The organism is Roseomonas sp. CECT 9278 (assembly GCF_918698155.1).
In the GTDB taxonomy this organism is placed as follows: domain Bacteria; phylum Pseudomonadota; class Alphaproteobacteria; order Acetobacterales; family Acetobacteraceae; genus Neoroseomonas.
Genome location: NZ_CAKKLX010000015.1, coordinates 20,858 through 43,935, shown reverse-complemented (window position 1 = coordinate 43,935; position 23,078 = coordinate 20,858). Strand labels below are relative to the sequence as shown.

Annotated in this window: 26 protein-coding genes; 21 read left to right on the top strand and 5 right to left on the bottom strand. The window is 71.7% G+C overall.

Annotation, left to right across the window (positions count from 1 at the left end):
- Positions 1–32 precede the first annotated feature (32 nt).
- On the bottom strand, positions 33–1,970 hold the full coding sequence (locus tag LQ222_RS12110) for a glycoside hydrolase family 55 protein (RefSeq protein WP_230166686.1): 1,938 nt from the start codon (positions 1,968–1,970) through the stop codon (positions 33–35).
- A gap of 53 nt (positions 1,971–2,023) precedes the next feature.
- Positions 2,024–2,674, bottom strand: coding sequence for a hypothetical protein (locus tag LQ222_RS12105; protein WP_230166685.1), 651 nt, complete (start codon positions 2,672–2,674; stop codon positions 2,024–2,026).
- Positions 2,675–2,936: 262 nt separating this feature from the next.
- Here LQ222_RS12105 and LQ222_RS12100 point away from each other — a divergent pair, with 262 nt between their 5' ends.
- From LQ222_RS12100 to LQ222_RS12040, 13 genes are all read left to right on the top strand, one after another.
- On the top strand, positions 2,937–4,031 hold the full coding sequence (locus LQ222_RS12100; RefSeq protein WP_230166684.1) for a polyamine ABC transporter substrate-binding protein: 1,095 nt from the start codon (positions 2,937–2,939) through the stop codon (positions 4,029–4,031).
- A gap of 1 nt (position 4,032) precedes the next feature.
- Positions 4,033–5,103: an ABC transporter ATP-binding protein gene (locus LQ222_RS12095; RefSeq protein ID WP_230166683.1), complete on the top strand. Its 1,071-nt coding sequence runs from the start codon at positions 4,033–4,035 to the stop codon at positions 5,101–5,103.
- The gene (locus tag LQ222_RS12090) at positions 5,100–5,927 is read left to right on the top strand and encodes an ABC transporter permease (protein WP_230166682.1); all 828 of its coding nucleotides are present in this window, start codon (positions 5,100–5,102) and stop codon (positions 5,925–5,927) included. The genes LQ222_RS12095 and LQ222_RS12090 overlap by 4 nt, the downstream gene beginning before the upstream one ends.
- A gap of 107 nt (positions 5,928–6,034) precedes the next feature.
- Positions 6,035–6,793 carry an ABC transporter permease subunit gene (locus tag LQ222_RS12085; RefSeq protein WP_230166766.1) on the top strand — a complete coding sequence of 253 codons (759 nt, stop codon included), beginning with the start codon at positions 6,035–6,037 and terminating at the stop codon, positions 6,791–6,793.
- Positions 6,794–6,929: 136 nt separating this feature from the next.
- A complete protein-coding gene (locus LQ222_RS12080) occupies positions 6,930–7,292 on the top strand; it encodes a hypothetical protein (RefSeq protein ID WP_230166681.1) in 363 nt (120 codons plus the stop codon).
- 72 nt (positions 7,293–7,364) lie between these two features.
- Positions 7,365–8,567: a pyridoxal phosphate-dependent aminotransferase gene (locus LQ222_RS12075; protein ID WP_230166679.1), complete on the top strand. Its 1,203-nt coding sequence runs from the start codon at positions 7,365–7,367 to the stop codon at positions 8,565–8,567.
- Positions 8,564–9,019 carry a GNAT family N-acetyltransferase gene (locus LQ222_RS12070; RefSeq protein WP_230166678.1) on the top strand — a complete coding sequence of 152 codons (456 nt, stop codon included), beginning with the start codon at positions 8,564–8,566 and terminating at the stop codon, positions 9,017–9,019. The genes LQ222_RS12075 and LQ222_RS12070 overlap by 4 nt, the downstream gene beginning before the upstream one ends.
- Before the next feature lie 39 nt (positions 9,020–9,058).
- Entirely contained in the window at positions 9,059–10,261 is a 1,203-nt protein-coding gene (locus LQ222_RS12065; RefSeq protein WP_230166676.1) for a pyridoxal phosphate-dependent aminotransferase, read from the top strand.
- Between the two features lie 59 nt (positions 10,262–10,320).
- Entirely contained in the window at positions 10,321–11,322 is a 1,002-nt protein-coding gene (locus LQ222_RS12060) for a GNAT family N-acetyltransferase (RefSeq protein ID WP_230166675.1), read from the top strand.
- Positions 11,323–11,339: 17 nt separating this feature from the next.
- Positions 11,340–11,864 carry a DinB family protein gene (locus tag LQ222_RS12055; protein ID WP_230166674.1) on the top strand — a complete coding sequence of 175 codons (525 nt, stop codon included), beginning with the start codon at positions 11,340–11,342 and terminating at the stop codon, positions 11,862–11,864.
- Positions 11,861–13,000 carry a PP2C family protein-serine/threonine phosphatase gene (locus tag LQ222_RS12050; protein ID WP_230166673.1) on the top strand — a complete coding sequence of 380 codons (1,140 nt, stop codon included), beginning with the start codon at positions 11,861–11,863 and terminating at the stop codon, positions 12,998–13,000. The genes LQ222_RS12055 and LQ222_RS12050 overlap by 4 nt, the downstream gene beginning before the upstream one ends.
- Before the next feature lie 76 nt (positions 13,001–13,076).
- Positions 13,077–13,409, top strand: coding sequence for an STAS domain-containing protein (locus LQ222_RS12045; protein WP_230166672.1), 333 nt, complete (start codon positions 13,077–13,079; stop codon positions 13,407–13,409).
- Entirely contained in the window at positions 13,406–13,837 is a 432-nt protein-coding gene (locus LQ222_RS12040) for an ATP-binding protein (protein WP_230166671.1), read from the top strand. The genes LQ222_RS12045 and LQ222_RS12040 overlap by 4 nt, the downstream gene beginning before the upstream one ends.
- On the opposite strand, the gene LQ222_RS12035 is transcribed toward LQ222_RS12040, so the two are convergent.
- Together LQ222_RS12035 and LQ222_RS12030 are read right to left on the bottom strand one after the other, a co-directional pair.
- A complete protein-coding gene (locus LQ222_RS12035) occupies positions 13,827–14,711 on the bottom strand; it encodes an alpha/beta fold hydrolase (RefSeq protein WP_230166670.1) in 885 nt (294 codons plus the stop codon). The two genes, LQ222_RS12040 and LQ222_RS12035, sit on opposite strands and share 11 nt — an antisense overlap.
- Positions 14,712–14,729: 18 nt before the next feature.
- The gene (locus LQ222_RS12030; protein ID WP_230166669.1) at positions 14,730–15,158 is read right to left on the bottom strand and encodes a helix-turn-helix domain-containing protein; all 429 of its coding nucleotides are present in this window, start codon (positions 15,156–15,158) and stop codon (positions 14,730–14,732) included.
- A gap of 49 nt (positions 15,159–15,207) precedes the next feature.
- Between LQ222_RS12030 and LQ222_RS12025 the strand changes: the two genes are divergently transcribed.
- From LQ222_RS12025 to LQ222_RS12005, 5 genes are all read left to right on the top strand, one after another.
- Positions 15,208–15,531: a nuclear transport factor 2 family protein gene (locus LQ222_RS12025; RefSeq protein ID WP_230166668.1), complete on the top strand. Its 324-nt coding sequence runs from the start codon at positions 15,208–15,210 to the stop codon at positions 15,529–15,531.
- Complete coding sequence (locus LQ222_RS12020) at positions 15,531–16,307, top strand: SDR family oxidoreductase (protein ID WP_230166666.1); 777 nt, start codon at positions 15,531–15,533, stop codon at positions 16,305–16,307. Before LQ222_RS12025 ends, LQ222_RS12020 begins: the two co-directional genes overlap by 1 nt.
- 72 nt (positions 16,308–16,379) lie before the next feature.
- Positions 16,380–16,778, top strand: a complete 399-nt coding sequence (locus tag LQ222_RS12015) for a carboxymuconolactone decarboxylase family protein (RefSeq protein WP_230166664.1) — start codon at positions 16,380–16,382, stop codon at positions 16,776–16,778.
- A gap of 5 nt (positions 16,779–16,783) precedes the next feature.
- Complete coding sequence (locus LQ222_RS12010; protein WP_230166662.1) at positions 16,784–17,689, top strand: NAD(P)-dependent oxidoreductase; 906 nt, start codon at positions 16,784–16,786, stop codon at positions 17,687–17,689.
- On the top strand, positions 17,686–18,480 hold the full coding sequence (locus LQ222_RS12005) for an N-acyl homoserine lactonase family protein (protein ID WP_230166660.1): 795 nt from the start codon (positions 17,686–17,688) through the stop codon (positions 18,478–18,480). Before LQ222_RS12010 ends, LQ222_RS12005 begins: the two co-directional genes overlap by 4 nt.
- A 5-nt stretch (positions 18,481–18,485) precedes the next feature.
- Here the strand turns inward: LQ222_RS12005 and LQ222_RS12000 are convergent, their stop codons facing one another.
- Positions 18,486–18,812: a multidrug DMT transporter permease gene (locus tag LQ222_RS12000; protein ID WP_230166659.1), complete on the bottom strand. Its 327-nt coding sequence runs from the start codon at positions 18,810–18,812 to the stop codon at positions 18,486–18,488.
- 85 nt (positions 18,813–18,897) lie between these two features.
- On the opposite strand from LQ222_RS12000, the gene LQ222_RS11995 reads away from it, so the two are divergent.
- The 3 genes from LQ222_RS11995 (at position 18,898) to thrS (ending at position 23,037) form a co-directional block, all read left to right on the top strand.
- Positions 18,898–20,031, top strand: coding sequence for a glycosyltransferase family 4 protein (locus tag LQ222_RS11995; RefSeq protein ID WP_230166657.1), 1,134 nt, complete (start codon positions 18,898–18,900; stop codon positions 20,029–20,031).
- Entirely contained in the window at positions 20,031–20,936 is a 906-nt protein-coding gene (locus LQ222_RS11990) for a glycosyltransferase family 9 protein (protein ID WP_230166656.1), read from the top strand. The genes LQ222_RS11995 and LQ222_RS11990 overlap by 1 nt, the downstream gene beginning before the upstream one ends.
- 166 nt (positions 20,937–21,102) lie before the next feature.
- A complete protein-coding gene (thrS, locus tag LQ222_RS11985) occupies positions 21,103–23,037 on the top strand; it encodes a threonine--tRNA ligase (RefSeq protein WP_230166655.1) in 1,935 nt (644 codons plus the stop codon).
- Positions 23,038–23,078: the final 41 nt, after the last annotated feature.

The following is a 23,078-nucleotide window of genomic DNA, read 5'->3' as shown; positions in this document are numbered from 1 at the left end:
GGCGCGTGCTGTCCTTCGCTGTCCGGGGTGCTTCAGCTCACCACCGCGCCGTCCGGCCAGCGCCAGGACGTGCCGTCGCTGATCGCCAGGCGCTTGTTCGCGGTGCCGTCCGAGACGTAGATCACGCAGCGGACGTAGGTCGCGGCGGCGGGCAGTGTCGCCACCGTGTAGGTCGGCAGCTGGAACGGGCTGGTCGTGCTGACCGCCGCCGCGCCCTTGGCCGCCAGCTGCAGCCCGACATTGCTGTCGCTGCCCTGGGCCTGCACCTGCGGCGTGCCGCCCGAGGCGGTGGCATTGATCCGCATGAAATTGCCGGGCGTGCCGGTCGCATTGACCTCCAGCGCCGTCGCGCCGCGCGTCTGCAGGCGCACCGTGCCCGACCCCTTCGCCGCGAAGGCGACCGCGATGTTCGCATCGCTGCCCTGGGCCGCCAGGCTGGGGGCGCCGGCGGCGGTGGTGGCAATCGCGACCATGCGGTTGGCCGCGCTGGTGGGCGTGGTGATGCCGAAGCCATGCGTGCCGTTCACGCCACCCAGCGTGACCGTGCCGGTCGAGGTGGCGCGCAGCACCTCGATGCCCGAGGCGACGGCGGCGATCTCGGTGCTGGTCGGGGCGAACAGGCCGCTGCCTTCGCTGCCCACCATGACGCCCGGGCGGTCGACGCGCCCGGCCGGGCCGGCCAGGGCGATGTGGCCGTTGGTGCCGGTGTTGATCAGCGGGCCGCCATTGCCGTTGCCCAGCAGCGCGGGGCTGCCCAGGAAGACCGCGTTGGGCGTGCCGGCCGCGACGTTCGCGACATGGATCGCCGCGGAGCCGTCATTCAGGCGGTTGTAGAACTCGGCGCGGAAGGAGAAGACATCGAGGCGGTTGCCCGTGCCGTTGATGCGGATGGCGTTGCTTTCGGAATCGTCGGCGCGGAAATTGCCGATCTGCAGGCGCACGTTGCTGCCGTCGATGCGGATGCCGCTGCCGCCCGGATAGACGGCGCCGCCCGAGTTGAACAGCTCCGACTGCGTGGTGGCATTGGCGATCTGCCCCACGACATTGGTGCCGTCGATCCAGGCGCCGTACTGCGTGAAGTCGGAATAGTAGCTGCCGATGTAGAATTTGCGCGCGGTGCCCGACGCCGAGGAGGTGAAGCGCAGGCCCGACCGCGCGCCGAACACGAACAGGTCGTCCATGAAGATGCCGTCCACGCGCCGCAGCACGATCGCATCCTGGTTCGCCTGCTGCCAGCGCACCACGTCGTCGGCGGCCGAGGCGAAGGGCCAGAAATGGACGTGCTGGATGCGCCCGGCGTCGAAGCCGCGGTCGATCTCGATGCCCGTGGTGTAGACCTGGCCGCGCAGGCGCTGGATGTTGAAGCGGCCCGAATTGTCGATCCAGATGCCGCGATTGATGGCGCACAGGAAGACATTGTCGAAGTCCACCGCGCCCAGGCAGTCCTGCACCCGGAACACGAAGTCATAATCGGTCGGCGCCCAGGACGGGCCGATCGGCGCGGTGTGCGTCTGGCGCACCGCCAGGTCGCGCACCACCGAGCCGCGCGCGGCGGTGCCGGTGAAGGTGAAGGGGGTGAAGCCGGTCTGGTTGATGGTCAGCCAGGTGCCGCTCGCGACGCTCGGGCCTTCGGTGAAGCCGGCGCCCTGGAAGATGATGGCGGCGTTGTTCACCACGATGGGGCTGCCGATGCGATAGGCGCGCGCGCCGAATTCCAGCACGCCGCCGGCGCCGGCCGAGAGCGCGTCGATCGCCGCCTGGATCGCCGGCGCGTCGTTGGTCGTGCCGTCGCCCACCGCGCCGAAGTCGCGCACATGCACGGGGCGGTCCGCGAGCAGGCCGGAGCGCAGCTGCGCCAGGCTCGCGCGCCGCGTCACGGCGCTGCCGCCGCTGCCCTGCACGACCGGCAGCAGGTCGGCATCCGCGGCGTTGGCGATGGCGGGAAGGGCGCTGATCTTGGTGTCGGACATCGGGGGGTTTCTCTCTTGCGGGGCGCGGGGGGCGGGCGGGGGAAGCGGTGGCGCTAGAGCAGCAGCAGGCCGTCGGCCTCGGTCAGCAGCCGCCCGCCGGCCTCGGCGAGCAGCTTCGGCGGGAAGGTCACGGCAAAGGGTGGCGAGCGGACGAACAGAGTCGGGTCGGCGGTCTCCTGCGCGCGCAGGCGGTAGCCACCGCCGGGCGGCGGCACCGCGAAGGTCACGCCGGCGCGGCCGGCCACCACCGCGACGGTCTGCGGCGCCACCACATCGGTGCCGGCGCTGGTCAGCAGCGCGAAGGTGACCTGCGCGACCGGGCCGGTGATGGTGGCGCCGGCCTCGAGCATCTCGCCCTCGAACAGCAGCTCGCCCACGGTGTCGAGCTGGATGGCGCGGGCCGTGGCGGTGGCGGCGAGGTCGAGATCCGCGACCAGCGTGGCGGATCGCAGCAGGGACGGCGCGCCGCCCGAGCCATCGACCGTGACACCGCCGCCGACCAGCGTGCCGCCGCGGATCGGGATCAGCGCAGTGGCGTCCGACGCCTGCACGATGACGATGTCGCCTGGCAGCAGCTGCGCGCCGGCCGGCGCGAAATAGCCCGGCGCCAGGACCGCGGCGCGCAGGTCATCCGTGCGGTAGTGCCACAGCGTGAAGCCGTTCGCTGAGGTGAGGGCCGAGAGGCCGAGGGCGGAGAATGGCATGCATGGCTCCTCGTCCCGCCGGGCCGGCGCGCGCGGGCGCGCCCGCCCGGGCGGGGGTTCTGGGTCGGACTGTCGGGACTGGGGGGGGGCAGGGGGCGCCGCGGACGCAGTTCGCCCCTTGGTGAGGCTCGATTACAGGAAGAACGGCCCATTAGTCAAGGGAAAAAATCCTACATCCGATACGATGGCCCGGGGGGATGGCGCCGCGACGGTGCGTGTTACGCTCGCATACCCGCCGCCCGCCGCCCGAGGACCCGCGCCGATGTTCCGACGCCTGCTGCCGCTGCTTGTGCTGATCGCCGCCACCCTGCCGGCCGCGGCGCAGGAGCGCGTGCTGAACGTGTACAACTGGTCGGACTACATCGACCCCTACGCGGTGGCGCGCTTCACGCGCGAGACCGGCATCCGCGTGCGCTACGACGTGTATGACAGCCTCGAGACGCTGGAGGGCAAGCTGTCGGCCGGCCGGTCGGGCTACGACATCGTGGTGCCGACCAGCGAACCCACCTTCGCGCGCCTGCTGCGTGCCGGCGCGCTGCGGCCGATCGACCGCGCGGCGATCCCCAACTGGCGCAACCTCGATGCCACGCTGATGGAGCGCGTGGCGGGGATCGACCCGGGCAACCGGCATGGCGCGGTCTATCTGTGGGGCACGGTGGGGCTCGGCATCCGTGTGGATCGGGTGCGCGCGGCGCTGGGGCCCGAGGTGGCGCTCGACAGCCTGGACATCCTGCTGCGGCCGGAGAACGCGCAGCGCCTGGCGCGCTGCGGCATCATGGTGATGGACAGCCCGACCGACGTGCTGCCCTCGGTGCTGCGCTGGCTCGGGCGCGATCCCAACGGCCACGCGGCGGAGGACCTGCGCGCGGCCGAGCAGGCGCTGATGGGCATCCGCCGGCATGTGCGCACCATCATCGCCTCCTCCTCCATCCTCGATGCGCTGGCGACCGGGGAGGCCTGCGTGGCGCTGACCTATTCGGGCGACGTGATCCAGGCCCAGGCCCGCGCGCGCGAAGCCAACCGCGGCGTCGAGGTCGGCTACGTCATGCCGCGCGAGGGCGCGCAACTGTGGTTCGACATGCTGGCGATCCCGGCCGATGCGCCGAACCCCGATGCGGCCCACGCCTTCATCAACTTCCTGCTGCAGCCCGACGTGATGGCCGGCATCACCAACCATGTGCGCTACCCGAATGCCGTGCCGGCCAGCCGACCCCTGGTGGATGAGGCGGTCCGCAACGACCCGAACGTGTTTCCGCCGCCCGAGGCGCTGGCGCGCAGCTTCGTCGCCGGCACGCCGCCGCGCGAGGCCGAGCGCGAGCGCACGCGGCTGTGGGCGCGCTTCAAGCGCGGGCGCTAGCTTGGGCGCGCCGCTTCAAGCCGCCGCGCCGGCATCGCTGCTGCGCGCGCAGGCGCTGACCAAGCGTTTCGGGACCACGCTGGCGCTGGATGCGCTCGACCTCGAGATCGCGGCGGGCGAGTTCTTCGCGCTGCTCGGCGGGTCGGGGTCCGGCAAGTCCACCCTGCTGCGGATCATCGCCGGCTTCGAGGCGCCGGATGCCGGGCGGCTGCTGCTGGACGGGCACGACATCGTCGCGATGCCGCCCTGGGCGCGGCCGGTCAACATGATGTTCCAGTCCTATGCGCTGTTCCCGCACATGAGCGTCGCGGACAACATCGCCTATGGCCTGCGGCGCGCCCGGGTGTCACGCGCCGAGGCCGCGTCGCGCGTCGCGGCGGCATTGACCATGGTGGGTCTGGAGGGCTTCGGCGCGCGCCGGCCGCACCAGCTCTCCGGCGGGCAGAAGCAGCGCGTGGCGCTGGCACGGTCCCTGGTGATGCGCCCGCGCCTGCTGTTGCTCGACGAACCGCTCGGCGCGCTGGATGCGGGGTTGCGCGAACGCACGGGCTTCGAGCTGCGCGCCCTGCAGCGCGCGACCGGCGCGGCCTTCGTGATGGTCACGCATGACCAGGAGGAAGCGCTGGCGCTGGCCGACCGCGTGGCGGTGCTGGACGCCGGGCGTGTCGCGCAGGTGGGCACGCCGCGCGCGATCTACGAGCGACCGGCCTCGCGCTTCGTCGCGCGCTTCCTGGGCGCGGCGAATGTGCTGGAGGGCCGCGCCGCGCCCGGCCGCTTCGACAGCCCGGAGGCCGGCGCGTGCTTCGCCGGCGATATCCCGGACGGCACGGCCGCCGTGGCGCTGCGGCCCGAACGCATCCGCGTCGCGCCCGGCGCGACCGGCATGAACACCGCCGCCGGCGTGGTCGAGGAAGTCGCCTTCCGCGGCGATGATTCGCTGCTGCTGGTCCGCCTGGCAGGCGGCGCGACACTGCGCGTGGCGCATGCCGAGGAGGATGGCGCGCCCCCCGCCCGCGGTGCGCCCGTCAGCCTGGCCTGGGAGGCCGATGCCATCGTGGCGCTGCCCGCGTGACCCGCCGCCTGCTGCTGGCCCCGGTGGCCGCCTGGCTGCTGGTGTTCGTGGCGGCGCCCGCCGCCATCCTGCTCGCCATCGCGCTGGCCGAGGCCGATCCCGGCGTGCCGCCGTTCCGCCTTGCGCTGGCCGCCGCGGGCTTTTCGATGTTGGTCGCCGATGCCTACTACCTCGACGCGCTGTTGAGCGCGCTGGGTGTGGCCGCGATGACCGCGCTGCTGTGCCTGGCCCTGGGCTACCCGATGGCGATCGGCATCGCGCGCGCCGCGCCGCGCCGGCGCGTGCTGCTGCTGGCGGCGCTGATGCTGCCCTTCTGGACCGGCTTCCTGCTGCGCGTCGGCGCCTGGATCGGGCTGCTGCGCGATGAGGGCTGGATCAACGGCATGCTGCGTGCGGCCGGCATCATCGAGGCGCCGCTGCCGCTGCTGTACACCGACGGCGCGATGCTCGCTGGGATGGTCCATGCCTACCTGCCTTTCGCGGTGCTGCCGCTGTTCGCCGCGCTGCTGCGGCTTGACCCGACCCTGGCCGAGGCGGCGGCGGATCTTGGCGCGCGGCCGCCCGTCGTGTTCCTGACCGTGACGCTGCCGGCGACCTTGCCGGCCGCGACGGCCGGATTCCTGCTGGTGTTCATCCCGGCGGCCGGCGAATTCGTCATCCCGGAACTGATGGGACCGCCCGAGGCGCAGCTGGTCGGGCGCGTGCTGTGGCAGGAATTCTTCCAGAACCGCGACTGGCCCGTGGCGGCCGCGCTGGCGGTGGCGCTGCTGGCGCTGCTGCTGGTCCCCATCCGGCTGTTCCAGCGCATCGAGGCGCGACCATGACGCACGCCCGCCCAGGCGCGACCATGACGCACGCGCGCCACGGCGCGACCAGGACGCACGCGCGCCACGGCGCGACGACAACGCGCGGCCGCTTCGTGCGCATCGCCATGCTGGCCGGCTTCGCCTTCCTGTGGCTGCCGATCGGGCTGCTGGTGGCCTATGCCTTCAGCGCCGATCGCATACCGTTCCAATGGGGCGGCTTCTCGCTGCGCTGGTTCGCGGCGCTCGCGGCGAATGAACGGCTGGTGGAGGCGGCACTGCGTTCGCTGCGCATCGCCGCCGGCGCCGCCACGCTGGCGGTGGCGCTGGGGGGCGTGGCCGGATGGGCGCTGGCCCGCTTCGGGCCGTTCCGCGGCCGTGCCGCCTTCGGCGCGCTGATCGGCGCGCCGCTGGTGCTGCCGGAGGTGGTGACCGGCCTGTCGCTGCTGCTGCTGTTCGTCGCGCTGGAGGGGCTGACCGGCTGGCCGGCAGGGCGCGGCGCGACCACGGTGCTGCTGGCCCACGCCACGCTCGGCGCCGCCTTCGTCGCCGTGGTGGTGCAGGCGCGCCTGGCCGAGACCGACCGCAGCCTCGAGGAAGCGGCGATGGACCTGGGCGCCACGCCATTGGCCGCGTTCCGGACCATCACGCTGCCATTGGTCGCGCCCGCGCTGGCGGCGGGCTGGCTTCTGGCCTTTACGCTGTCGCTGGACGATGTGGTGATCGCCTCCTTCGTCTCGGGGCCGGCGGGCACGACGCTGCCGATGGAATTGTTCTCGATGCTGCGGCGGGGGCTGACGCCGGAGGTGAATGCGCTGGGCGCGGTGGTGGTGCTGGGCGTGGGGGCGGTGTTGGCGGTGGTGGCGCTGCTGCTGCGCCCGCGATGATGCCGGGACGCCAAGGCGTCTGCGGAACCGGATGGCGACACCGCACGCCGGGCCTGCCGCGCCGGCGCTGGCTGGCCGCGACGCTCGCCCCGATCAGCCCGTGCATTCCGCGCGCGATGCTGGCAGGCTGCAGGCGATGCGTATGTGGATAGTCGCCATCCTGCTCGTCGCCGGCTGTGCCGAACGATGGGAGAGGCCCGGGGCCACCGAGGCCGAATCCGACGCCGCCCAGGCGCAATGCGGGGCGCTCGCGACCCGGCAGGTGCCGCCTGCGATGGTCTGGACGCAGGTCGCGGCCGGCTACCACGTGCCGGCCGAACGGCGCTGCCGCAACCGCAGCGATGGCTCGCAGGACTGCACCTATCGCCCGCCGCGCTACGAACCGCCGCGCTTTGACTGGGTGGATGTGAACACCCGGCCGCGGCGCGAGGCCCGCAATGCCTGCCTGGTCGAGAACGGCTGGTCCTATGGGGGGTTGCGGCCGCTGCGCCTCGATTGACGGAGCGGGTTGATGGCCGGGGGGTGCGGGACTACGGTCCCCGCACTCCCCCAGAACCGCACCGGGCCTGCCATGAACCTGATCGCCGATCGCCTGAACCGCATCTCGCCTTCGCTCACCATCACCATGACGGCCAAGGCGCGCGCGCTGAAGGCGGCGGGCAAGGACGTCATCGGCCTGTCCTCGGGCGAGCCCGACTTCGACACCCCGCGCAACGTGAAGGACGCGGCGATCGCGGCGATCGAGCGCGGCGAGACGAAGTACACCGACGTCGCCGGCACCATGGAGCTGCGCCGCGCGGTCTGCGAGAAGTTCAAGCGCGACAGCGGCCTCGACTACACGCCGGAGGAGATCATCGTCTCGACCGGCGGCAAGCAGGTCATCTTCGACGCGCTGATCGCCACCATCAACCCGGGCGACGAGGCGATCATCCCGGCGCCCTGCTGGGTGTCCTATCCGGACATCGTGCAGCTGGCGGAAGGCACGCCGGTGATCGTGCAGTGCGGCCAGAACGCCGGCTTCAAGATGAGCGCGGAGCAACTTGAGGCCGCGATCACGCCGCGCACCAAGTGGCTGATCCTGAACAACCCCTGCAACCCGACGGGTGCCGCCTATTCCGCCGCGGAGCTCAAGAAGCTGACCGACGTGCTGATGAAGCACCCCGATGTCTGGGTGTTCACCGACGATATCTACGAGAAGCTGGTCTATGACGGCTTCAAGCCGGCGACGATCCTCGAGGTCGAGCCGGGGCTGCGCGACCGCACCGTGACGATGAACGGGTGCTCCAAGGCCTATGCGATGACCGGCTGGCGCATCGGCTTCGCGGGGGCGCCGGTGCACCTCATCAAGGCGATGGACAAGCTGCAGGGGCAGTCGACCTCCGGCACCAGCTCGATCTCGCAGGCCGCGGCGGTCGAGGCGCTGGTCGGCCCGCAGGAGAGCATCGAGGCGATGCGCGTGGTCTATGAGCGCCGCCGCAACATGGTGGTGGACATGCTGAACGCCTCCCCCGGCCTGCGCTGCCACAAGCCCGAGGGCGCCTTCTACGTCTTCCCGGAGATGCGCGGCTGCATCGGCAAGACCACCGCCGGCGGCAAGACCATCAAGACCGACGAGGACTTCACCATCGCGCTGCTCGAGGAAGCCGGCGTCGCGACGGTGCATGGCGAGGCCTTCCTCAGCCCCGGGCATTTCCGCATCTCCTACGCGACCTCGGACGAGGCGCTGCGCGAAGCCTGCACGCGCATCCAGAAGTTCTGCGCGTCGATGACGTGAGCCTCGCGCTGCGCCCGGCCGAGGAAGCGGATTTCGAGCCGCTGCTCGACCTCTCGGTGCGGGTGCTGCGGGCGGATCTGGAGCGGCTCGGCCGCTTTCTGCCGGAACGCCGGCGCGCCCGGATGCGCGCGGTGTTCGATGCGGGCGAGCTGCGCGTGATCATGCAGGACGGCGCTCGCCTGGGCTGTATCGGCATGGCGCCGGCGGCGGACCACATCGCGCTGCATTCGGTCTATGTCGAGCCGACCTTCCAGGGGCGTGGCATCGGCGCCGCGGCGGTGGCGGCGGTGCTCGACGGCGCGCCGGGCCTGCCCCTGCGGATCGAGGTGCTGCGCGAAAGCCCCGCGCATCGCTTCTGGGAGCGCCTCGGCTTCGCCCGGGTGGGCGAGGAGGGCGTCGATTGGCTCTATGAGCGCCCTGCGCGCCTTGGCGGCGTGCCGCGCAGGGCCTAGTTTCCCCAAGGCCAGCACCACAACGGATTCGGAACGAAAATGCCAGCTCTTGCCGCCCGCATGAACGAGGTCTCCATCTCCGCATCGGTCGTGATGACCATGAAGGCGCGCGAGCTCGCGGCGCAGGGGATCAAGGTGATCAGCCTGGGCACCGGCGAGCCCGACTTCGACACCCCGCGCCACGCCATCGAGGCGGCGTACAAGGCCGCGCTGGCCGGCGACACCAAGTACCCGCCGCAGGATGGCACGAAGGAACTCAAGCAGGCGGTGCAGCGCAAGTTCAAGCGCGACAACAACCTGGATTACGCGCTCGACGAGATCATGATCGCCAATGGCGGCAAGCAGTGCATCTACAACGCCTTCATGGCGACCCTCGATCCGGGCGACGAGGTCGTGGTGCCCGCGCCGTACTGGATCTCCTACGCCGACATGGCGAAGGTCGCCGGCGGCACGCCCGTGCTGGTGTCCTGCCCGCAGAACAACGGCTTCAAGCTGCGGCCCGAGGACCTGGACGCCGCCATCACGCCCAAGACCAAGTGGGTGATGCTGAACTTCCCGAACAACCCGACGGGTGCGGCGTGCTCGCGCGAGGAGATGCTGGCCATCGCCGCGGTGCTGAAGAAGCACCCGCATGTCTGGGTCATGACCGACGACATGTACGAGCACCTTGTCTATGACGGCTTCGAATTCTGCACCATCGCCGAGGTCGCGCCGGAGCTGAAGGACCGCACCCTGACGGTCAACGGCGCGTCCAAGACCTACGCCATGACCGGCTGGCGCGTGGGCTTCTGCGGCGGGCCGAAGGCGCTGATCAAGGCGATGATCAACATGCAGGGCCAGGCGACGTCGGGCATTTCCACCGTGTCGCAGGCCGCCGCCGCCGCCGCGCTGGACGGGCCGCAGGACCTCGTGGCCGAGCGCGCCGCGATCTACAAGCAGCGCCGCGACCTGGTGGTGGACATGCTGAACGCCGCCCCCGGCATCGCCTGCCACAAGCCCGAGGGCGCCTTCTACGTCTTCCCCAATATCGCCGGCTGCCTTGGCAAGACCACGAAGGGCGGGCGCAAGATCGACACCGACACCGACTTCGCCCTCGCGCTGCTCGAGGAAAAGTACGTCGCCGCCGTGCAGGGCGCGGCCTATGGCATGTCGCCCTATCTGCGCATCTCCTACGCGACCGACACCGAGAGCCTGCGCGAGGCCTGCGGCCGCATCCAGGAGTTCTGCCGCGAGCTGGCCTGACCATCCGATGGCCGCAGGGCGCAGGCGCCGTGGCACCGGTCACCGGAGGTCGGCAGTCGATGGCTGCGCCTGACCTTCGCCCCGGCCGCGACACCGACGCCGACGGCTTCATCGCCCTGATCCGCGCCTGCTGGGCGGAATATCCCGGCTGCATCCTGGACCTGGACGGCGAGGTGCCGGAACTGCGCGCCCTCGCCAGCTACTTCCACGACCAGGGCGGCATGCTCTGGGCCGCGGAAAGCGACGGGCGGATCATCGGCATGGTCGGCACGCGCCCGCTCAACGACGACGACGCGGCCTGGGAGATCTGCCGCATGTACGTGGACGGGGCGGCGCGCGGCATCGGCCTGGCCGCGGGCCTGCTGCGCACCGCCGAGGACCATGCGCGCGCCGCCGGCGCGCAGCGCCTGGTGCTGTGGACCGACACGCGCTTCACCCGCGCGCATGGCTTCTACGAAAAGCAGGGCTATGTGCGGCAGGGGTCGATCCGCATCCTGGACGACATCTCGAATTCACTGGAATTCCGCTACGCCAAGCCGGCGCGCGGGCTGGTGGTGGAAGCGCTGGACGCCGCCGCCGCCGCCAGCGCCGAACGCCGCCTGGCCGGCCTGCTGGTCGCCTGCGTGGCGGAGGATGCCTCGCTGGAATTCCTGCCGCCGCTGCCGCGCGATCGCGCCCTGGCCTTCTGGAAGCAGACCTCGGTGGCGGTGGCGACCGGTTCGCGCGTGCTGCTGGTGGCCTGGCGCGATGGGATCATGGCCGGCAGCGTGACGCTCGACCTCGCGACCGCGCCGAACCAGCCGCATGTCGCCGCCATCCAGAAGCTGCTGGTCGATCCGGCGACGCGCCGCGCCGGGATCGGCCGCGCGCTGATGCGCCGCGCGGAGCAGGCGGCGCGCGGGCATGGGCGCTCGATCCTCAACCTCGACACCCGCGCGGGCAGCGCCGCGGAGGCGCTGTACCGCGCCGAATCCTGGCAGGAACTCGGCCGCATCCCGGGCTTCGAAGTGGATGCGGCGCGCCGCGCCTGCGACACCGTGTTCTTCTGGAAACCGCTCTGACGCCGGAGGCCACGCCCATGGTCAGCCCCGCCTGGTGCCGCATGATGGCGGCCTACAACGCCGAGATGAACCGCCGGCTCTACGCCGCCGCGGATACGCTGGACGACGCCCTGCGGCGCGCCGATGGCGGCGCCTTCTGGGGGTCGATCCACGGCACGCTGTCGCATCTGCTGTGGGGCGATACGATCTGGATGAGCCGCTTCGACGGCTGGGACCCGCCGCCGGTCGCCATGCAGGACAGCCCGCGCATGGTGGCGGACTGGCCTGCGCTGCGCGCGGCGCGGGTCGCGGCGGATGCCCGCATCGCCGCCTGGGCGGAGGGGCTGACCGACCAGCGCCTCGCCGCATCGCTGACCTGGTTCTCCGGTATCTCGGGCCGCGAGGTGACCATGCCGCTCTGGGTGCTGGTCGGGCATGTCTTCAACCACCAGACGCATCACCGCGGCCAGGCGCATGCGCTGATCACGCGCGCCGGTGCGCGGCCCGGCGATACCGACCTGCCCTGGGTGGTGGACCTCGCTGCCCTGGGCATCCTTCCGTGACCGGGGACGCGACGCAGCGCCACGATGCGGAGTCCGAGCGCACCATGCTGCGCCGCGCCGCACCGGCGGGCGTCGCGGAACCGCTTGTGCACCTGCTCGACCTCGAGGCCGCGGAGGGCGTCGCGGCGCGGCGCGTCACGATCGGCCCGGCGCCGCTGACCATCGGCCGGGCGCCCGGCAGCGGGCTTGCATTGCCGTCGCAGGATGTCTCGCGTGCCCATTGCGTCCTCGCGATCGAGGGTGACGCCGTTGTGGTGACCGATCTCGGTTCGACCAACGGCACCATCGTCGATGGGCGGCCGGCGGCGGGGCCGACGCGGCTCGCCCCCGGCGCGCGGCTGCGCCTTGGCCCCTTCACGCTGGTCTATCGCAGCGGGCGTGCCGGCGACCTGGCCCGGGCGGAGGGCGTCGAGCGCGACCTCGATCGCGCCGGGCGCTACCTGGCCGCGCTCCTGCCGCCGCCGATCCCGGACGGGCCGGTGCGCGCCGACTGGCGCTTCGTGCCCTCGGCGAAGATCGGCGGCGACGGCTTCGGCTATGGCTGGCTGGATGACCGTCGCTTCGCGGTGTGGCTGCTGGATGTCTCGGGCCATGGCGCGGGGTCGGCGCTGCTGGCGGCCTCGGTGATGAACGTGCTGCGCGCGCGAAGCCTGCCCGGCGTCGATTTCGCCGACCCGGCCGCCGTACTGGCGGCAGCCAATGAGCGCTTCCAGATGGACGCGCAGGGCGGACTCTATTTCTCGATCTGGTACGGCGTGTTCGATCCCGCGACGCGGCTGCTTGCCTTCGGTTGCGCGGGGCAGCACCCGGCTTTCCTGGTGGCTGGCGGCGGCGGCACGCCGGCGCCGCTCTGGCTGAAGAACCCGGCGATCGGGCTGACGCCCGACTGGTCCTATCGCCGCGCCGAGGTGGCGATCCCGGCCGCGGCGCGCCTGCATCTGTTCAGCGACGGCGCCTTCGAGGTCGAGACGGCGGACGGCCGGCAACTGACCATCCACGATATCCTGCCGCATCTCGGCGAGCCACCGGTGCCGGGCCTGGCAGAGCCTGAACGGTTGCTGCGGACCGTGCGCGGGCTCGCCCGGCCCGGCCCGCTCGACGACGATGTCTCCATTCTGACACTCGACTTTCATTGATCGCCGCGCAATGCGTTGGGGTCATGCATGGCGCGCCGGGGGGCGCAGCCCTGGGGGAGATGAGGATATGGAAGTGATGGTGATCGGCACCGGCGCCGATGCGCTGCGCCTGGGCCTCAAGGGCCGCCTGGACGCCGCCGGGGCCGAGGCTGTGGAAGCTGCCTTCACCGCGCAGGTTGCCGGCGCGCCGGGCGATGTGCTGGTGGATATCGCGGGCGTGCCCTTCGCGGGGTCGCTCGGCATCCGCATGCTGATCTCGGCGGGACGGGTCGCGACCCGGCGCGGGCGCAGGATGATCCTCGTGGCGCCGCAGCCACCGGTCGCCGAGGTCTTCTCGGTGGTGGCGCTCGACGACCTGATCCCCGTCGTCGCGGATGAGGCGGCGGCGCTCGCACTTCTCGCGGCGTGAATGCGCAGGGCGCGCTGCGCCTGTGCCTCGCTGGAACCGCGGCCGCCGAGGTGGGGCGCGCGCAGGCTGCGGCGGCGGACTGGCTGCAGGCGCAGGGCTGCGCCGCCGCGGTCGTCGCGCGGGCCGAGTTGCTGATCGAGGAGGTCGCGCTGAACATCCTGCGCCATGGCTTCGCGGCCACGCGGGATGCGGCCGCGGAGGTCACCGTCTCGCTGCAGGGCGGGCGCTGCGTGCTGGAATTCGCCGATCGAGGCGTCGCCTTCGACCCGACTCGGGCGGCGCTGCCCGCGCGCGGCGATCCGGCGCGCGAGGGCGGCTTCGGCGTGCCGCTGATCCGTGCACTCGCACAGGAGGCGCGCTACGCCCGCACGCCCGACGGGCGCAACCTGTTGCGCCTCGTGGTCGCTGAAGGGGTCCTCAGGCCCTGAGGAAACCGTCGAGCCTGGCCAGCACCGCCTCCGGCGCCTCCTCGGCCAGGTAGTGGCCGGAGGCAATCGCGGCGGTGTCGATCGGCCCGGCCGCGGTGCCACGCCAGATGGCGGCCGGGTCGTACCATTTCGGCAGGCTGCCCTTCGCACCCCACAGCGCAAGCAGCGGGCAGCCCACCTTCAGCCCCGCGTCGCGCGAGGCGCGGTCGTGGTCAAGGTCGATCGCGGTTGCCGCGCGGTAGTCCTCGCACATCGCCTCGATGGTGCCGGGGGCGTGCAGGGCGGCCAGGTAGTCGGCGCGGGCCTCGGGGTGGAAGAAATCCGCCGGCTTGGGCTCGCGCGAGGTGTGGAAGTCGAACCAGGGTTCGATATCGGCGCGGATCATGCGCTCGGGCCCGGGATGGCGCTGCGCGAGGAAGAACCAGTGCCAGTAGCCCAGGCCGAAGGCCATGTCCGCGCGTTCGAAATGTTCGAGCGTCGGGATGATGTCCATGGTGCACAGGCGCTGCACCACGTCTGGGTGGTCGAGCGCCATGCGATGCGCGACGCGCGCGCCGCGGTCATGCGCCACGACCTGGAATCGCTCGTGCCCCAGCGCGCCCATCAGCGCGACCATGTCCGCCGCCATGGCACGCTTCGAATACGCCGCGTGGTCATCGCTGACCGGCGGCTTGTCCGACAGCCCATAGCCCGTGAGGTCGGGGCAGACCACGCTGAAGCGCTGCGCCAGCGTGGGCGCGACACGGTGCCACATCGCATGGGTCTGCGGATTGCCGTGCAGCAGCAGCAGCGGCGGGCCTTCCCCGCCACGGCGCAGTCGGAAGCGCCGGTCATTCGCCTCGCGGAATTCCAGCGTGAAGCCTTCGAAGAACATGCGGTTGGTCCTCCCGCCTCAGCTATCGCATGCGGCCGGTGGCGTGTCGCCGCGACTGGCGGGCGCGAGCCGCTCGCGCTCCGCCGCCCAGACCAGGATCGCGTCGAGCGCTGGGCACAGCGCCTCGCCCCATGCCGTCAGCCCGTATTCCACCTTGGGTGGCACCTGGTGGTGGACGATGCGACGCACCACGCCGTCCTTCTCCAGCTGGCGCAGCTGCTGCACCAGCATCTTCTGCGACACCGCGGGCATGGCGCGTTCCAGCTCCGAGAAGCGCTGCAGCCGCCCGCCGAACAGCTGGAACAGGATCATCAGCTTCCAGCGCCCTTCCAGCACCCGCAGCGCCGCATCGACATCCGCCGCCGCCGTCTCGGGCGTATAGGGCGCGCCCTTCCGGTCGTGCTTACTTTTCGGTGCGTAACCCACTTTTTCGTCTGTTCTTGTCATTCAGAGAGCATCCCAGCACATCCAGCCCGACACAAGTCGGAGACCCGCCATGCCCACCCTGCCAGACCCCATCGCCGCCTACTTCGCCGCCGAACAGGCCGGTGACGCCGATGCGCTCGCCCGCTGCTTCGCCCCCGGCGCCAGCGTGCGCGACGAACGCGAGACCCGCACCGGCCACGCCGCCATCGCCGCCTGGATGGCGGCTGCGAAGGCGACATACGCGCAGCGGTCGGAACCCGTCTCCCTGCGCCTAGATGGCGCGCTGCACGTCGTCGCGGCGCAGGTCACCGGCAATTTCCCGGGCTCGCCCATCATGATCGACCACGCCTTCCGGCTTGCCGATGGCGCGATCCAGTCGCTGGAGATCGGCTGATGGACCGCGACTTCGACGGCGCCCGCGTGCTGGTCACCGGTGCCAGCCGCGGCATCGGCCTCGCGACCGCGCAGCGCCTGCGCGCAGGGGGTGCCACGGTGCTCGCCGCATCGCGCAGTGCGCCGGCGGGCGGCGCCGATGGGCTGGTCGTGGTGGCCGCGGACCTCACCACCGCTGAAGGCTGCGCCAGCGTGGCGCAGGCCGTGCGCGCGCGCCTCGGCGGCATCGACGTGCTGGTGCATGCGCTGGGTGGCTCGGGCGCGCCGGCCGGCGGCTTCGCGGCGCTGGACGATGCCACCTGGACGCGCGAGCTCGACCTCAACCTGTTCCCGGCGGTGCGGCTGGATCGTGCGCTGCTGCCGCTGATGCTGGCGCAGGGGTCGGGCGTGATCGTGCATGTCACGTCGATCCAGGCGCAGTCGCCAGTGTTCGAGGCGACGCTCGGCTACGCCGCGGCGAAGGCGGCGCTGACCAACTACAGCAAGGGCCTTTCGAAGGAGGTGAGCCCGAAGGGTGTGCGCGTCCTGCGCGTCTCCCCTGGCTGGACCGAGACCGAGGCCTCCGTCGCGCTGGTCGCGCGCCTCGCTTCCGAAGCAGGGTCGGACCACGCGACCGCGCGCGCCGGCCTGATGGAGGCGATCGGTGGCATTCCGCTCGGCCGCCCGAACACGCCGGGCGAGGTGGCGGAGGCGATCGCCTTTCTCGCCTCCACGCGCGCCGCCAGCATCACCGGCGCGGAGCTTCGCATCGACGGCGGTTCGTTGCCCGTCATCTGACGCCGGCCCGTTGACCGCCCCCCCGGGGCGGGTCAGCCTGCGCGTCACGCAAGCCACCAGGGGATGAAACGCATGTCCGACGACCAGGCGCTGTTCGACAAGGGCCTTCCGATCCGCCGCGAGGTGCTCGGCGCCGACTATGTGGATTCGTCCATGGCCAAGGCCGACGAGTTCATGATGTCCTTCCAGCGCGCCACCACCACCTGGGCCTGGGGCTGGGCCTGGGGCGACCCGACGCTGGACCGCAAGACGCGCTCGCTGCTGAACCTCGCGATGCTGACCGCGCTGGGCAAGATCCCGGAGGTGAAGCTGCATGTGAAGGGCGCGCTCAACAACGGCATCACGGTGGACGAGATCAAGGCGACGCTGCTGCACGCCACCGCCTATTGCGGCATCCCGGCGGGCCTCGATGCCTTCAAGGCGGCGCATGAGGTGTTGCTCGCCGAAGGCGCGCTGCCGGGGAAGAAGTGACCGCCATGGCCGCCATCAAGCGCATTGCCTTCGCCGGCATCGGCAACATGGGCTGGCCGATGGCGGCCAACCTTGTGAAGGCCGGCTTCGACGTCACGGTCTGCGACGCTGCCCCCGGCCGCGCGGCATCCTTCGCCACCGAGACGGGGGCCAAGGCGGCCGCCAGCCCGGCCGAGGCCGCCGCCGGCGCGGACTGCGTCGTCATCATCGTCCCCACCAGCAAGCAGGTCGGCGAGGCGGTGGAGGCCATGCTGCCCGCGCTGGCGAAGGGTATGCTGGTCGTCGACATGACCTCCGGCCAGCCCGGCCGCACGCGCGAGATCGCAGCGATGCTGGCGGGCCATGGTGTCGCGATGATCGACGCGCCGGTGTCGGGCGGCGTGCCGCGTGCCAGGACCGGCCAGCTCGCCATCATGACCGGCGGCGAGGACGCGGATGTCGATCGCGCCGAGCCCGTGCTGAAGGCCATGGGCACCTCCATCCATCGCTGCGGGCCGATCGGCGCGGGGCAGGCGATGAAGGCGCTGAACAACCTGGTCAGCGCCGGCGGCTTCCTGATGGGCATCGAGGCCCTGCTGATCGGCCAGCGCTTCGGCCTTGACCCGGCGAAGATGGTCGATGTGCTGAACGCCAGTTCCGGCATGACCAATTCCAGCCAGAGGAAGTTCAAGGAATACGTGCTGTCGCGCCGCTTCGACGCCGGCTTCGGCCTCGACCTGATGGTCAAGGACCTGTCGATCGCGCTGGAAGTGGGGCGCGAGACCGCCACGCCCACGCCGTTCTCGGCGCTGTGCCGGGAGATGTGGGCGGCCTCGGCGGCCATGCTCGGGCCGGGTGCCGACCACACCGCCATGGCCAAGCTGTCGGAGGCGATGACCGGCACGGAACTCGGGGGGAACAAGGCGCCATGACCTGGGAAGCCTATGCGCTGCGCTACGGCCGGCATGATCGCACCGCGCAGTCCAACCACCTGCTGCCGGTGCCCGACCCGCATGAGGCCATGCCGCTCGACTACTTCGTCTGGCTGCTGCGCGGGCCCGATGGGCGGGAGATCGTGGTCGATACCGGCTTCGACGCCGAGCTCGCGGTGAAGCGCGGGCGCAAGCTGTCGCGGTCGGTCGGCGCCTGCCTGACCGCGATGGGCACGGATCCCGCGAAGGTGCAGGACGTCATCATCACCCACCTGCACTACGACCATGCCGGCAGCCTGGATATCTTCCCCGCCGCGCGCTTCCACCTGCAGGAACGCGAGATGCACTTCGCCGTCGGCCGCCACATGTGCGTCCACGCCATCCGCATGCCCTTCGAGGCCGAGCACGTGGTCGCCATGGTCCGCGCGCTCTATGCCGACCGCGTGGAATTCCACGACGGCGATGCCGAGATCGCGCCCGGCGTCACCGTGCACCGCGTCGGTGGCCACAGCGACGGGCTGCAGGTGGTGCGCGTGGAGACCGCGCGCGGGCCGGTGGTCCTGGCCTCGGACGCCATGCACTTCTACGCCAACGCGCTGGCGGGCAATCCCTTCCCGATCATCTTCGACCTCGGTGCCATGGCGGCGGGCTGGCGCACCGCCAAGAAGCTGGCCGGCGGCGACGACAGCCGCGTCATTCCCGGGCACGACCCGGCGGTGCGCGACCGGTTTCCCCCGGTGGCCGGGCAGGATGGCGAGGTGGTGGCGCTGCACCTGGCGCCACGGGCCTGATCCGTTCAGTTCAGGACGACGACCGCGGCGGCCGCGAGGCCGACCGCGCAGAACAGGTAGGACAGCATGGGCCAGGTCCGCCGCGGCCCACGGATCGCGATCAGCGCGTTGACCGCCAAGGAGGCCAGCACCGCCGCCACCGGTTGCGACCAGTGGAAGCGGTAGAAGCCATAGACGATCAGGCCGAGCCACGACCACAGGGCCGCCTTGGCCAACAGCCCCCAGACCATGTCGGAGGCGGCCGAGGCCGGGCGCATCTCGGGCGCGTTGGATTTGGTGCGGATGAAGCTGCCGCCCGAGAGCAGCATCATGGCCATGAAGTAGGTCGACATCGGCCGCACACTTGCGTCAGCCCTGCCTTCGGCGCAAGACCGCCGCACCTGCCGTTGCGCGGGCAAACCCTTGTGAAGTGAGGTCGTGCCCACAACCCCATCCCCCGCCGTGCTGCAGGTGCTGCCCGCACTCGGCGCCGGGGGTGTCGAGCGTGGCACGCTCGAGATCGCGGATGCGCTGGTGCGGGCCGGGTGGCGCGCCTTCGTGGCCTCGGCCGGCGGGCCGCTGGTGGCCCGGCTGGAAGCCCTCGGCGCGCGGCATGTGACGCTGCCGCTCGCGACCAAGTCGCCCGTCGGCATCTGGCGCAATGCCGCCGCGCTGGACGGGCTCGTGCGGCGGGAGGGCATCGGCATCCTGCACGCGCGCTCCCGCGCGCCGGCCTGGTCGGCCTGGCTCGCGGCGCGACGCAGCGGCGCGCATTTCGTCACCACCTATCACGGCACCTACAATGAAGGCGTGCCGGGCAAGCGGCTCTACAATTCCGTGATGGCGCGGGGCGAGCGCGTCATCGCGATCAGCCACTTCATCGCGGACCATTTGCGGGCGCGCCACGGCACCGACCCCGCCCGCATCCGCATCATTCCGCGTGGCGTGGACGACTCGCTGTTCGACCCCGCCCGCGTCGAGCCCGACCGGATCGCGCGGCTGCGCGCGGCCTGGGCGGTGCCGCAGGCCCGCCCGGTGGTGATGCTGCCCGCCCGCCTCACGCGCTGGAAGGGCCAGGGCGTGCTGGTCGAGGCGATGGCGCGGCTGCCCGGCGATGCGCTGGCGCTGCTGGTCGGCGATGCGCAGGGCCGTGCGGGCTTTGTGGACGAGCTGCGCGGGCGGATTGCCGCGCTGGGCCTGGCCGATCGCGTCCGCCTGGTCGGCCATGCCGAGGACATGCCCGCTGCGCTGCTGCTGGCCGATGTGGTCGTGCATGCCTCGACCGATGCGGAGGCCTTCGGCCGCACGGTGATCGAGGCGCAGGCCATGGAACGCTGTGTGATCGCGAGCGACCTGGGCGGCCCGCGCGAAACGGTGGAGGAGGGCGTCACCGGCTGGCGCGTGCCGCCCGGCGACGCGGCGGCGCTGGCCGGCGCGATCGGGCGCGTGCTGGCGCTGCCCGCCGCCGAGCGGGCAGCCATGGGCGCGCGGGCACGCGCGTCCGTGCTGGCCGGCTTCACCACGGCGCGGATGCAGGCGGCGACGCTCGCGGTCTATCGCGAGCTGCCGTGATGCGCGTGCTGGTCATCAAGCTCGCCGCGCTGGGCGATTTCGCCCAGGCCTTCGGGCCCTTCGCGGCGATCCGGGCGCACCATCCGGGCGCGCGGATCACGCTGCTGACGACCAGGCCCTATGCGGCGCTGGCGCGTCTGTCGCCCTGGTTCGACGAGGTGTGGGAGGATGGCCGGCCGGACTGGACGGATGTCCCGGCCGTGCTGCGCCTGGCGCGGCGGCTGCGCGCGGCGCGCTTCGACCGCGTGTACGATCTGCAGACCTCGTCGCGCTCGTCCCGCTACCGCTGGTTCGTCGGGCGGCGGGCGGCGTGGTCGGGCATCGCACCCGGTGCGTCCCACCCGCACGCCAACCCCGCGCGCGACGCCATGCATACGGTGGATCGCCAGCGCGAACAGCTGGCGATGGCCGGGATCCGCGATGTCCCGGCGCCGGAGCTGGGATGGCTGGATGCCGATCTCGCGCGCTTCGGGCTGCCGGAGCGCTTCTGCCTGCTGGTGCCCGGCGCCTCGCCCGGCCGCCCGGCGAAGCGCTGGCCGCTCGAACGCTTCGGCGCCCTGGCGGCGCGGCTCCACATGCCGGCCGTGGTGCTGGGTGGGCCGGCCGAGGCGCCGCTGGCCGACGCCATCCTGGCCGCCGCGCCCGGCGCCATCGACCTGACCGGCCGGACCTCCTTCGCCGAGATCGGCGCCCTGGCGCGCCGCGCGGCCTGCTGCATCGGCAACGACACCGGCCCCACGCACCTGGTGGCGGCCTGCGGCTGCGCGACCCTGGCGCTGTTCGGCGCGGACAGCGACCCGGCGCTGTGTGCGCCGCGGGGCCCGCGCGCGGCCTGGGTGCGGCATATCCCGCTGGCGGAGCTGGACCCTGAGGCGGTGAGGGCTGCGCTGGCGCGCCTTGTGTGACCGCCGGCATGGTCGCGGCGATTCATCGGGTGGCCGTGGCCTTGCCGGCGCGCACTGGCCTGGCTGACCGCCGCAGGGGCATCGGATCGCGCACGCTTGACGGGCGACCGGCGGCGAACGCAAGGTCCGCGCCCCCTGACCTGGACCCAGCGAGGATCACCGCCCCATGCCCGCGATCACCCTGCCCGATGGCTCCGTTCGGTCCTTCGATGGGCCGGTGACGGGCACGACCATCGCCGCGGCGATCGGGCCTGGCCTGGCCAAGGCGGCGCTGGCCATGCAGGTCGATGGCGCGCTGATGGACCTGTCGCGCGAGATCACGGCCGATGCCGCCGTGCGCTTCGTCACGCGCCGCGACCCCGAGGCGCTGGACCTGATCCGCCACGACACCGCGCATGTGCTGGCCGAGGCGGTGCAGGCGCTGTTTCCCGGCACGCAGGTGACGATCGGCCCGTCGATCGAGAACGGCTTCTACTACGACTTCGCGCGCAACGAGCCCTTCACGCCCGAGGATTTCGCCGCGATCGAGGCGAAGATGCGCGAGATCATCGCGCGCAACGCAGCCTTCGAACGCATCGTGACGTCGCGCCACGAGGCCATGGCGCTGTTCGCCGAGAAGGGCGAGAAATACAAGGTCGAGCTGATCCAGGACCTGCCCGCCGGCGAGACCATCACGCTGTACAGGCAGGGCGACTGGATCGACCTGTGCCGCGGCCCGCACATGCGCGGCACCGGCGATGTCGGCACCGCCTTCAAGCTGATGAAGGTGGCCGGTGCGTATTGGCGCGGCGACCATCGCAACGCGATGCTGAGCCGCATCTACGGCACGGCCTGGCGCGACCAGAAGGAACTGGACGCCTACCTGTTGCAGATCGAGGAAGCGGAGAAGCGCGACCACCGCAAGATCGGCAAGGAGATGGGGCTGTTCCATCTCGAGGAAGCCGCGGTGGGATCGGTCTTCTGGCACCCCAAGGGCTGGAAGCTGTACCGCACGGTCGAGGACTACATGCGCCGGCGCCTCGATGCCGGCGCGTACCAGGAGGTGAAGACGCCCCAGGTGCTGGATCGCCGCCTGTGGGAGGCCTCGGGCCACTGGGAGAACTACCGCAAGAACATGTTCATGGCGACGGTCGAGGACCAGGACGAGGCGCATCGCGCGCTCGCGCTGAAGCCGATGAACTGCCCCTGCCATGTGCTGATCTTCAACCAGGGCCTGCGGTCGTATCGCGAATTGCCGCTGCGCATGGCGGAGTTCGGGGCGTGCCATCGCTACGAACCCTCGGGCGCGCTGCACGGCATCATGCGCGTGCGCGCCTTCACGCAGGACGACGCGCATATCTTCTGCGAGGAGCACCAGATCGCCGCCGAGGCGGTGCGCTTCACGGAATTGCTGTCGTCGGTCTATCGCGACCTGGGGTTCGAGAATTTCCGCGTGAAGTTCTCCGACCGCCCGGAACAGCGCGCCGGCGATGACGGCATCTGGGACCGCGCCGAGGGCGCGCTGCACGAGGCCTGCAGGATCGCCGGCGTGGACTACGAGATGAACCCGGGGGAGGGCGCCTTCTACGGCCCGAAGCTGGAATTCGTGCTGCGGGACGCGATCGGCCGCGACTGGCAATGCGGCACCTTCCAGGTGGATTTCGTGCTGCCGGACCGGCTCGACGCGCAATACGTCGCGGAAGACGGCAGCCGGAAGCAGCCGGTCATGCTGCATCGCGCGATCCTGGGTTCGTTCGAACGCTTCCTCGGCATCCTGATCGAGCAGTACGCGGGACGCTTCCCGCTGTGGCTTGCCCCCGTGCAGGTGGTGGTCGCGACCATCGTGGACGAGGCGGCACCCTTCGCCGAGGAAGCCGCGGCCGCGTTGCGCGCGGCCGGGCTGCGGGTCGAGACCGACCTGCGCAACGAGAAGATCAACCGCAAGGTGGTCGACCATATCGAGCAGCGCGTGCCGGTCCTGGTCGTGATCGGCCGGCGGGAGGCGGAGGAACGCGCCCTGGTGCTGCGCCGCCTGCCGGGGCGCGAGCAGGTGACGCTGCCGCTGGCCGAGGCGGTGGCTGGGCTGGCGGCGGAGGCCACCCCGCCCGACCTGGCGCGCTGAGCCTGCTTGCAATCAAGGCACGCGGGCAACAAATGCGGCAT

Excerpts from the sequence above, each read along its gene's own strand:
- LQ222_RS12110 (WP_230166686.1), bottom strand. The coding sequence starts at position 1,970 with ATGTCCGACACCAAGATCAGCGCCCTTCCCGCCATCGCCAACGCCGCG.
- LQ222_RS12105 (WP_230166685.1), bottom strand. The coding sequence starts at position 2,674 with ATGCCATTCTCCGCCCTCGGCCTCTCGGCCCTCACCTCAGCGAACGGC.
- LQ222_RS12100 (WP_230166684.1), top strand. The coding sequence starts at position 2,937 with ATGTTCCGACGCCTGCTGCCGCTGCTTGTGCTGATCGCCGCCACCCTG.
- LQ222_RS12085 (WP_230166766.1), top strand. The coding sequence starts at position 6,035 with ATGCTGGCCGGCTTCGCCTTCCTGTGGCTGCCGATCGGGCTGCTGGTG.
- LQ222_RS12080 (WP_230166681.1), top strand. The coding sequence starts at position 6,930 with ATGCGTATGTGGATAGTCGCCATCCTGCTCGTCGCCGGCTGTGCCGAA.
- LQ222_RS12075 (WP_230166679.1), top strand. The coding sequence starts at position 7,365 with ATGAACCTGATCGCCGATCGCCTGAACCGCATCTCGCCTTCGCTCACC.
- LQ222_RS12065 (WP_230166676.1), top strand. The coding sequence starts at position 9,059 with ATGCCAGCTCTTGCCGCCCGCATGAACGAGGTCTCCATCTCCGCATCG.
- LQ222_RS12060 (WP_230166675.1), top strand. The coding sequence starts at position 10,321 with ATGGCTGCGCCTGACCTTCGCCCCGGCCGCGACACCGACGCCGACGGC.
- LQ222_RS12055 (WP_230166674.1), top strand. The coding sequence starts at position 11,340 with ATGGTCAGCCCCGCCTGGTGCCGCATGATGGCGGCCTACAACGCCGAG.
- LQ222_RS12045 (WP_230166672.1), top strand. The coding sequence starts at position 13,077 with ATGGTGATCGGCACCGGCGCCGATGCGCTGCGCCTGGGCCTCAAGGGC.
- LQ222_RS12035 (WP_230166670.1), bottom strand. The coding sequence starts at position 14,711 with ATGTTCTTCGAAGGCTTCACGCTGGAATTCCGCGAGGCGAATGACCGG.
- LQ222_RS12030 (WP_230166669.1), bottom strand. The coding sequence starts at position 15,158 with ATGACAAGAACAGACGAAAAAGTGGGTTACGCACCGAAAAGTAAGCAC.
- LQ222_RS12025 (WP_230166668.1), top strand. The coding sequence starts at position 15,208 with ATGCCCACCCTGCCAGACCCCATCGCCGCCTACTTCGCCGCCGAACAG.
- LQ222_RS12020 (WP_230166666.1), top strand. The coding sequence starts at position 15,531 with ATGGACCGCGACTTCGACGGCGCCCGCGTGCTGGTCACCGGTGCCAGC.
- LQ222_RS12015 (WP_230166664.1), top strand. The coding sequence starts at position 16,380 with ATGTCCGACGACCAGGCGCTGTTCGACAAGGGCCTTCCGATCCGCCGC.
- LQ222_RS12010 (WP_230166662.1), top strand. The coding sequence starts at position 16,784 with ATGGCCGCCATCAAGCGCATTGCCTTCGCCGGCATCGGCAACATGGGC.
- LQ222_RS12005 (WP_230166660.1), top strand. The coding sequence starts at position 17,686 with ATGACCTGGGAAGCCTATGCGCTGCGCTACGGCCGGCATGATCGCACC.
- LQ222_RS12000 (WP_230166659.1), bottom strand. The coding sequence starts at position 18,812 with ATGTCGACCTACTTCATGGCCATGATGCTGCTCTCGGGCGGCAGCTTC.
- LQ222_RS11990 (WP_230166656.1), top strand. The coding sequence starts at position 20,031 with ATGCGCGTGCTGGTCATCAAGCTCGCCGCGCTGGGCGATTTCGCCCAG.
- thrS (WP_230166655.1), top strand. The coding sequence starts at position 21,103 with ATGCCCGCGATCACCCTGCCCGATGGCTCCGTTCGGTCCTTCGATGGG.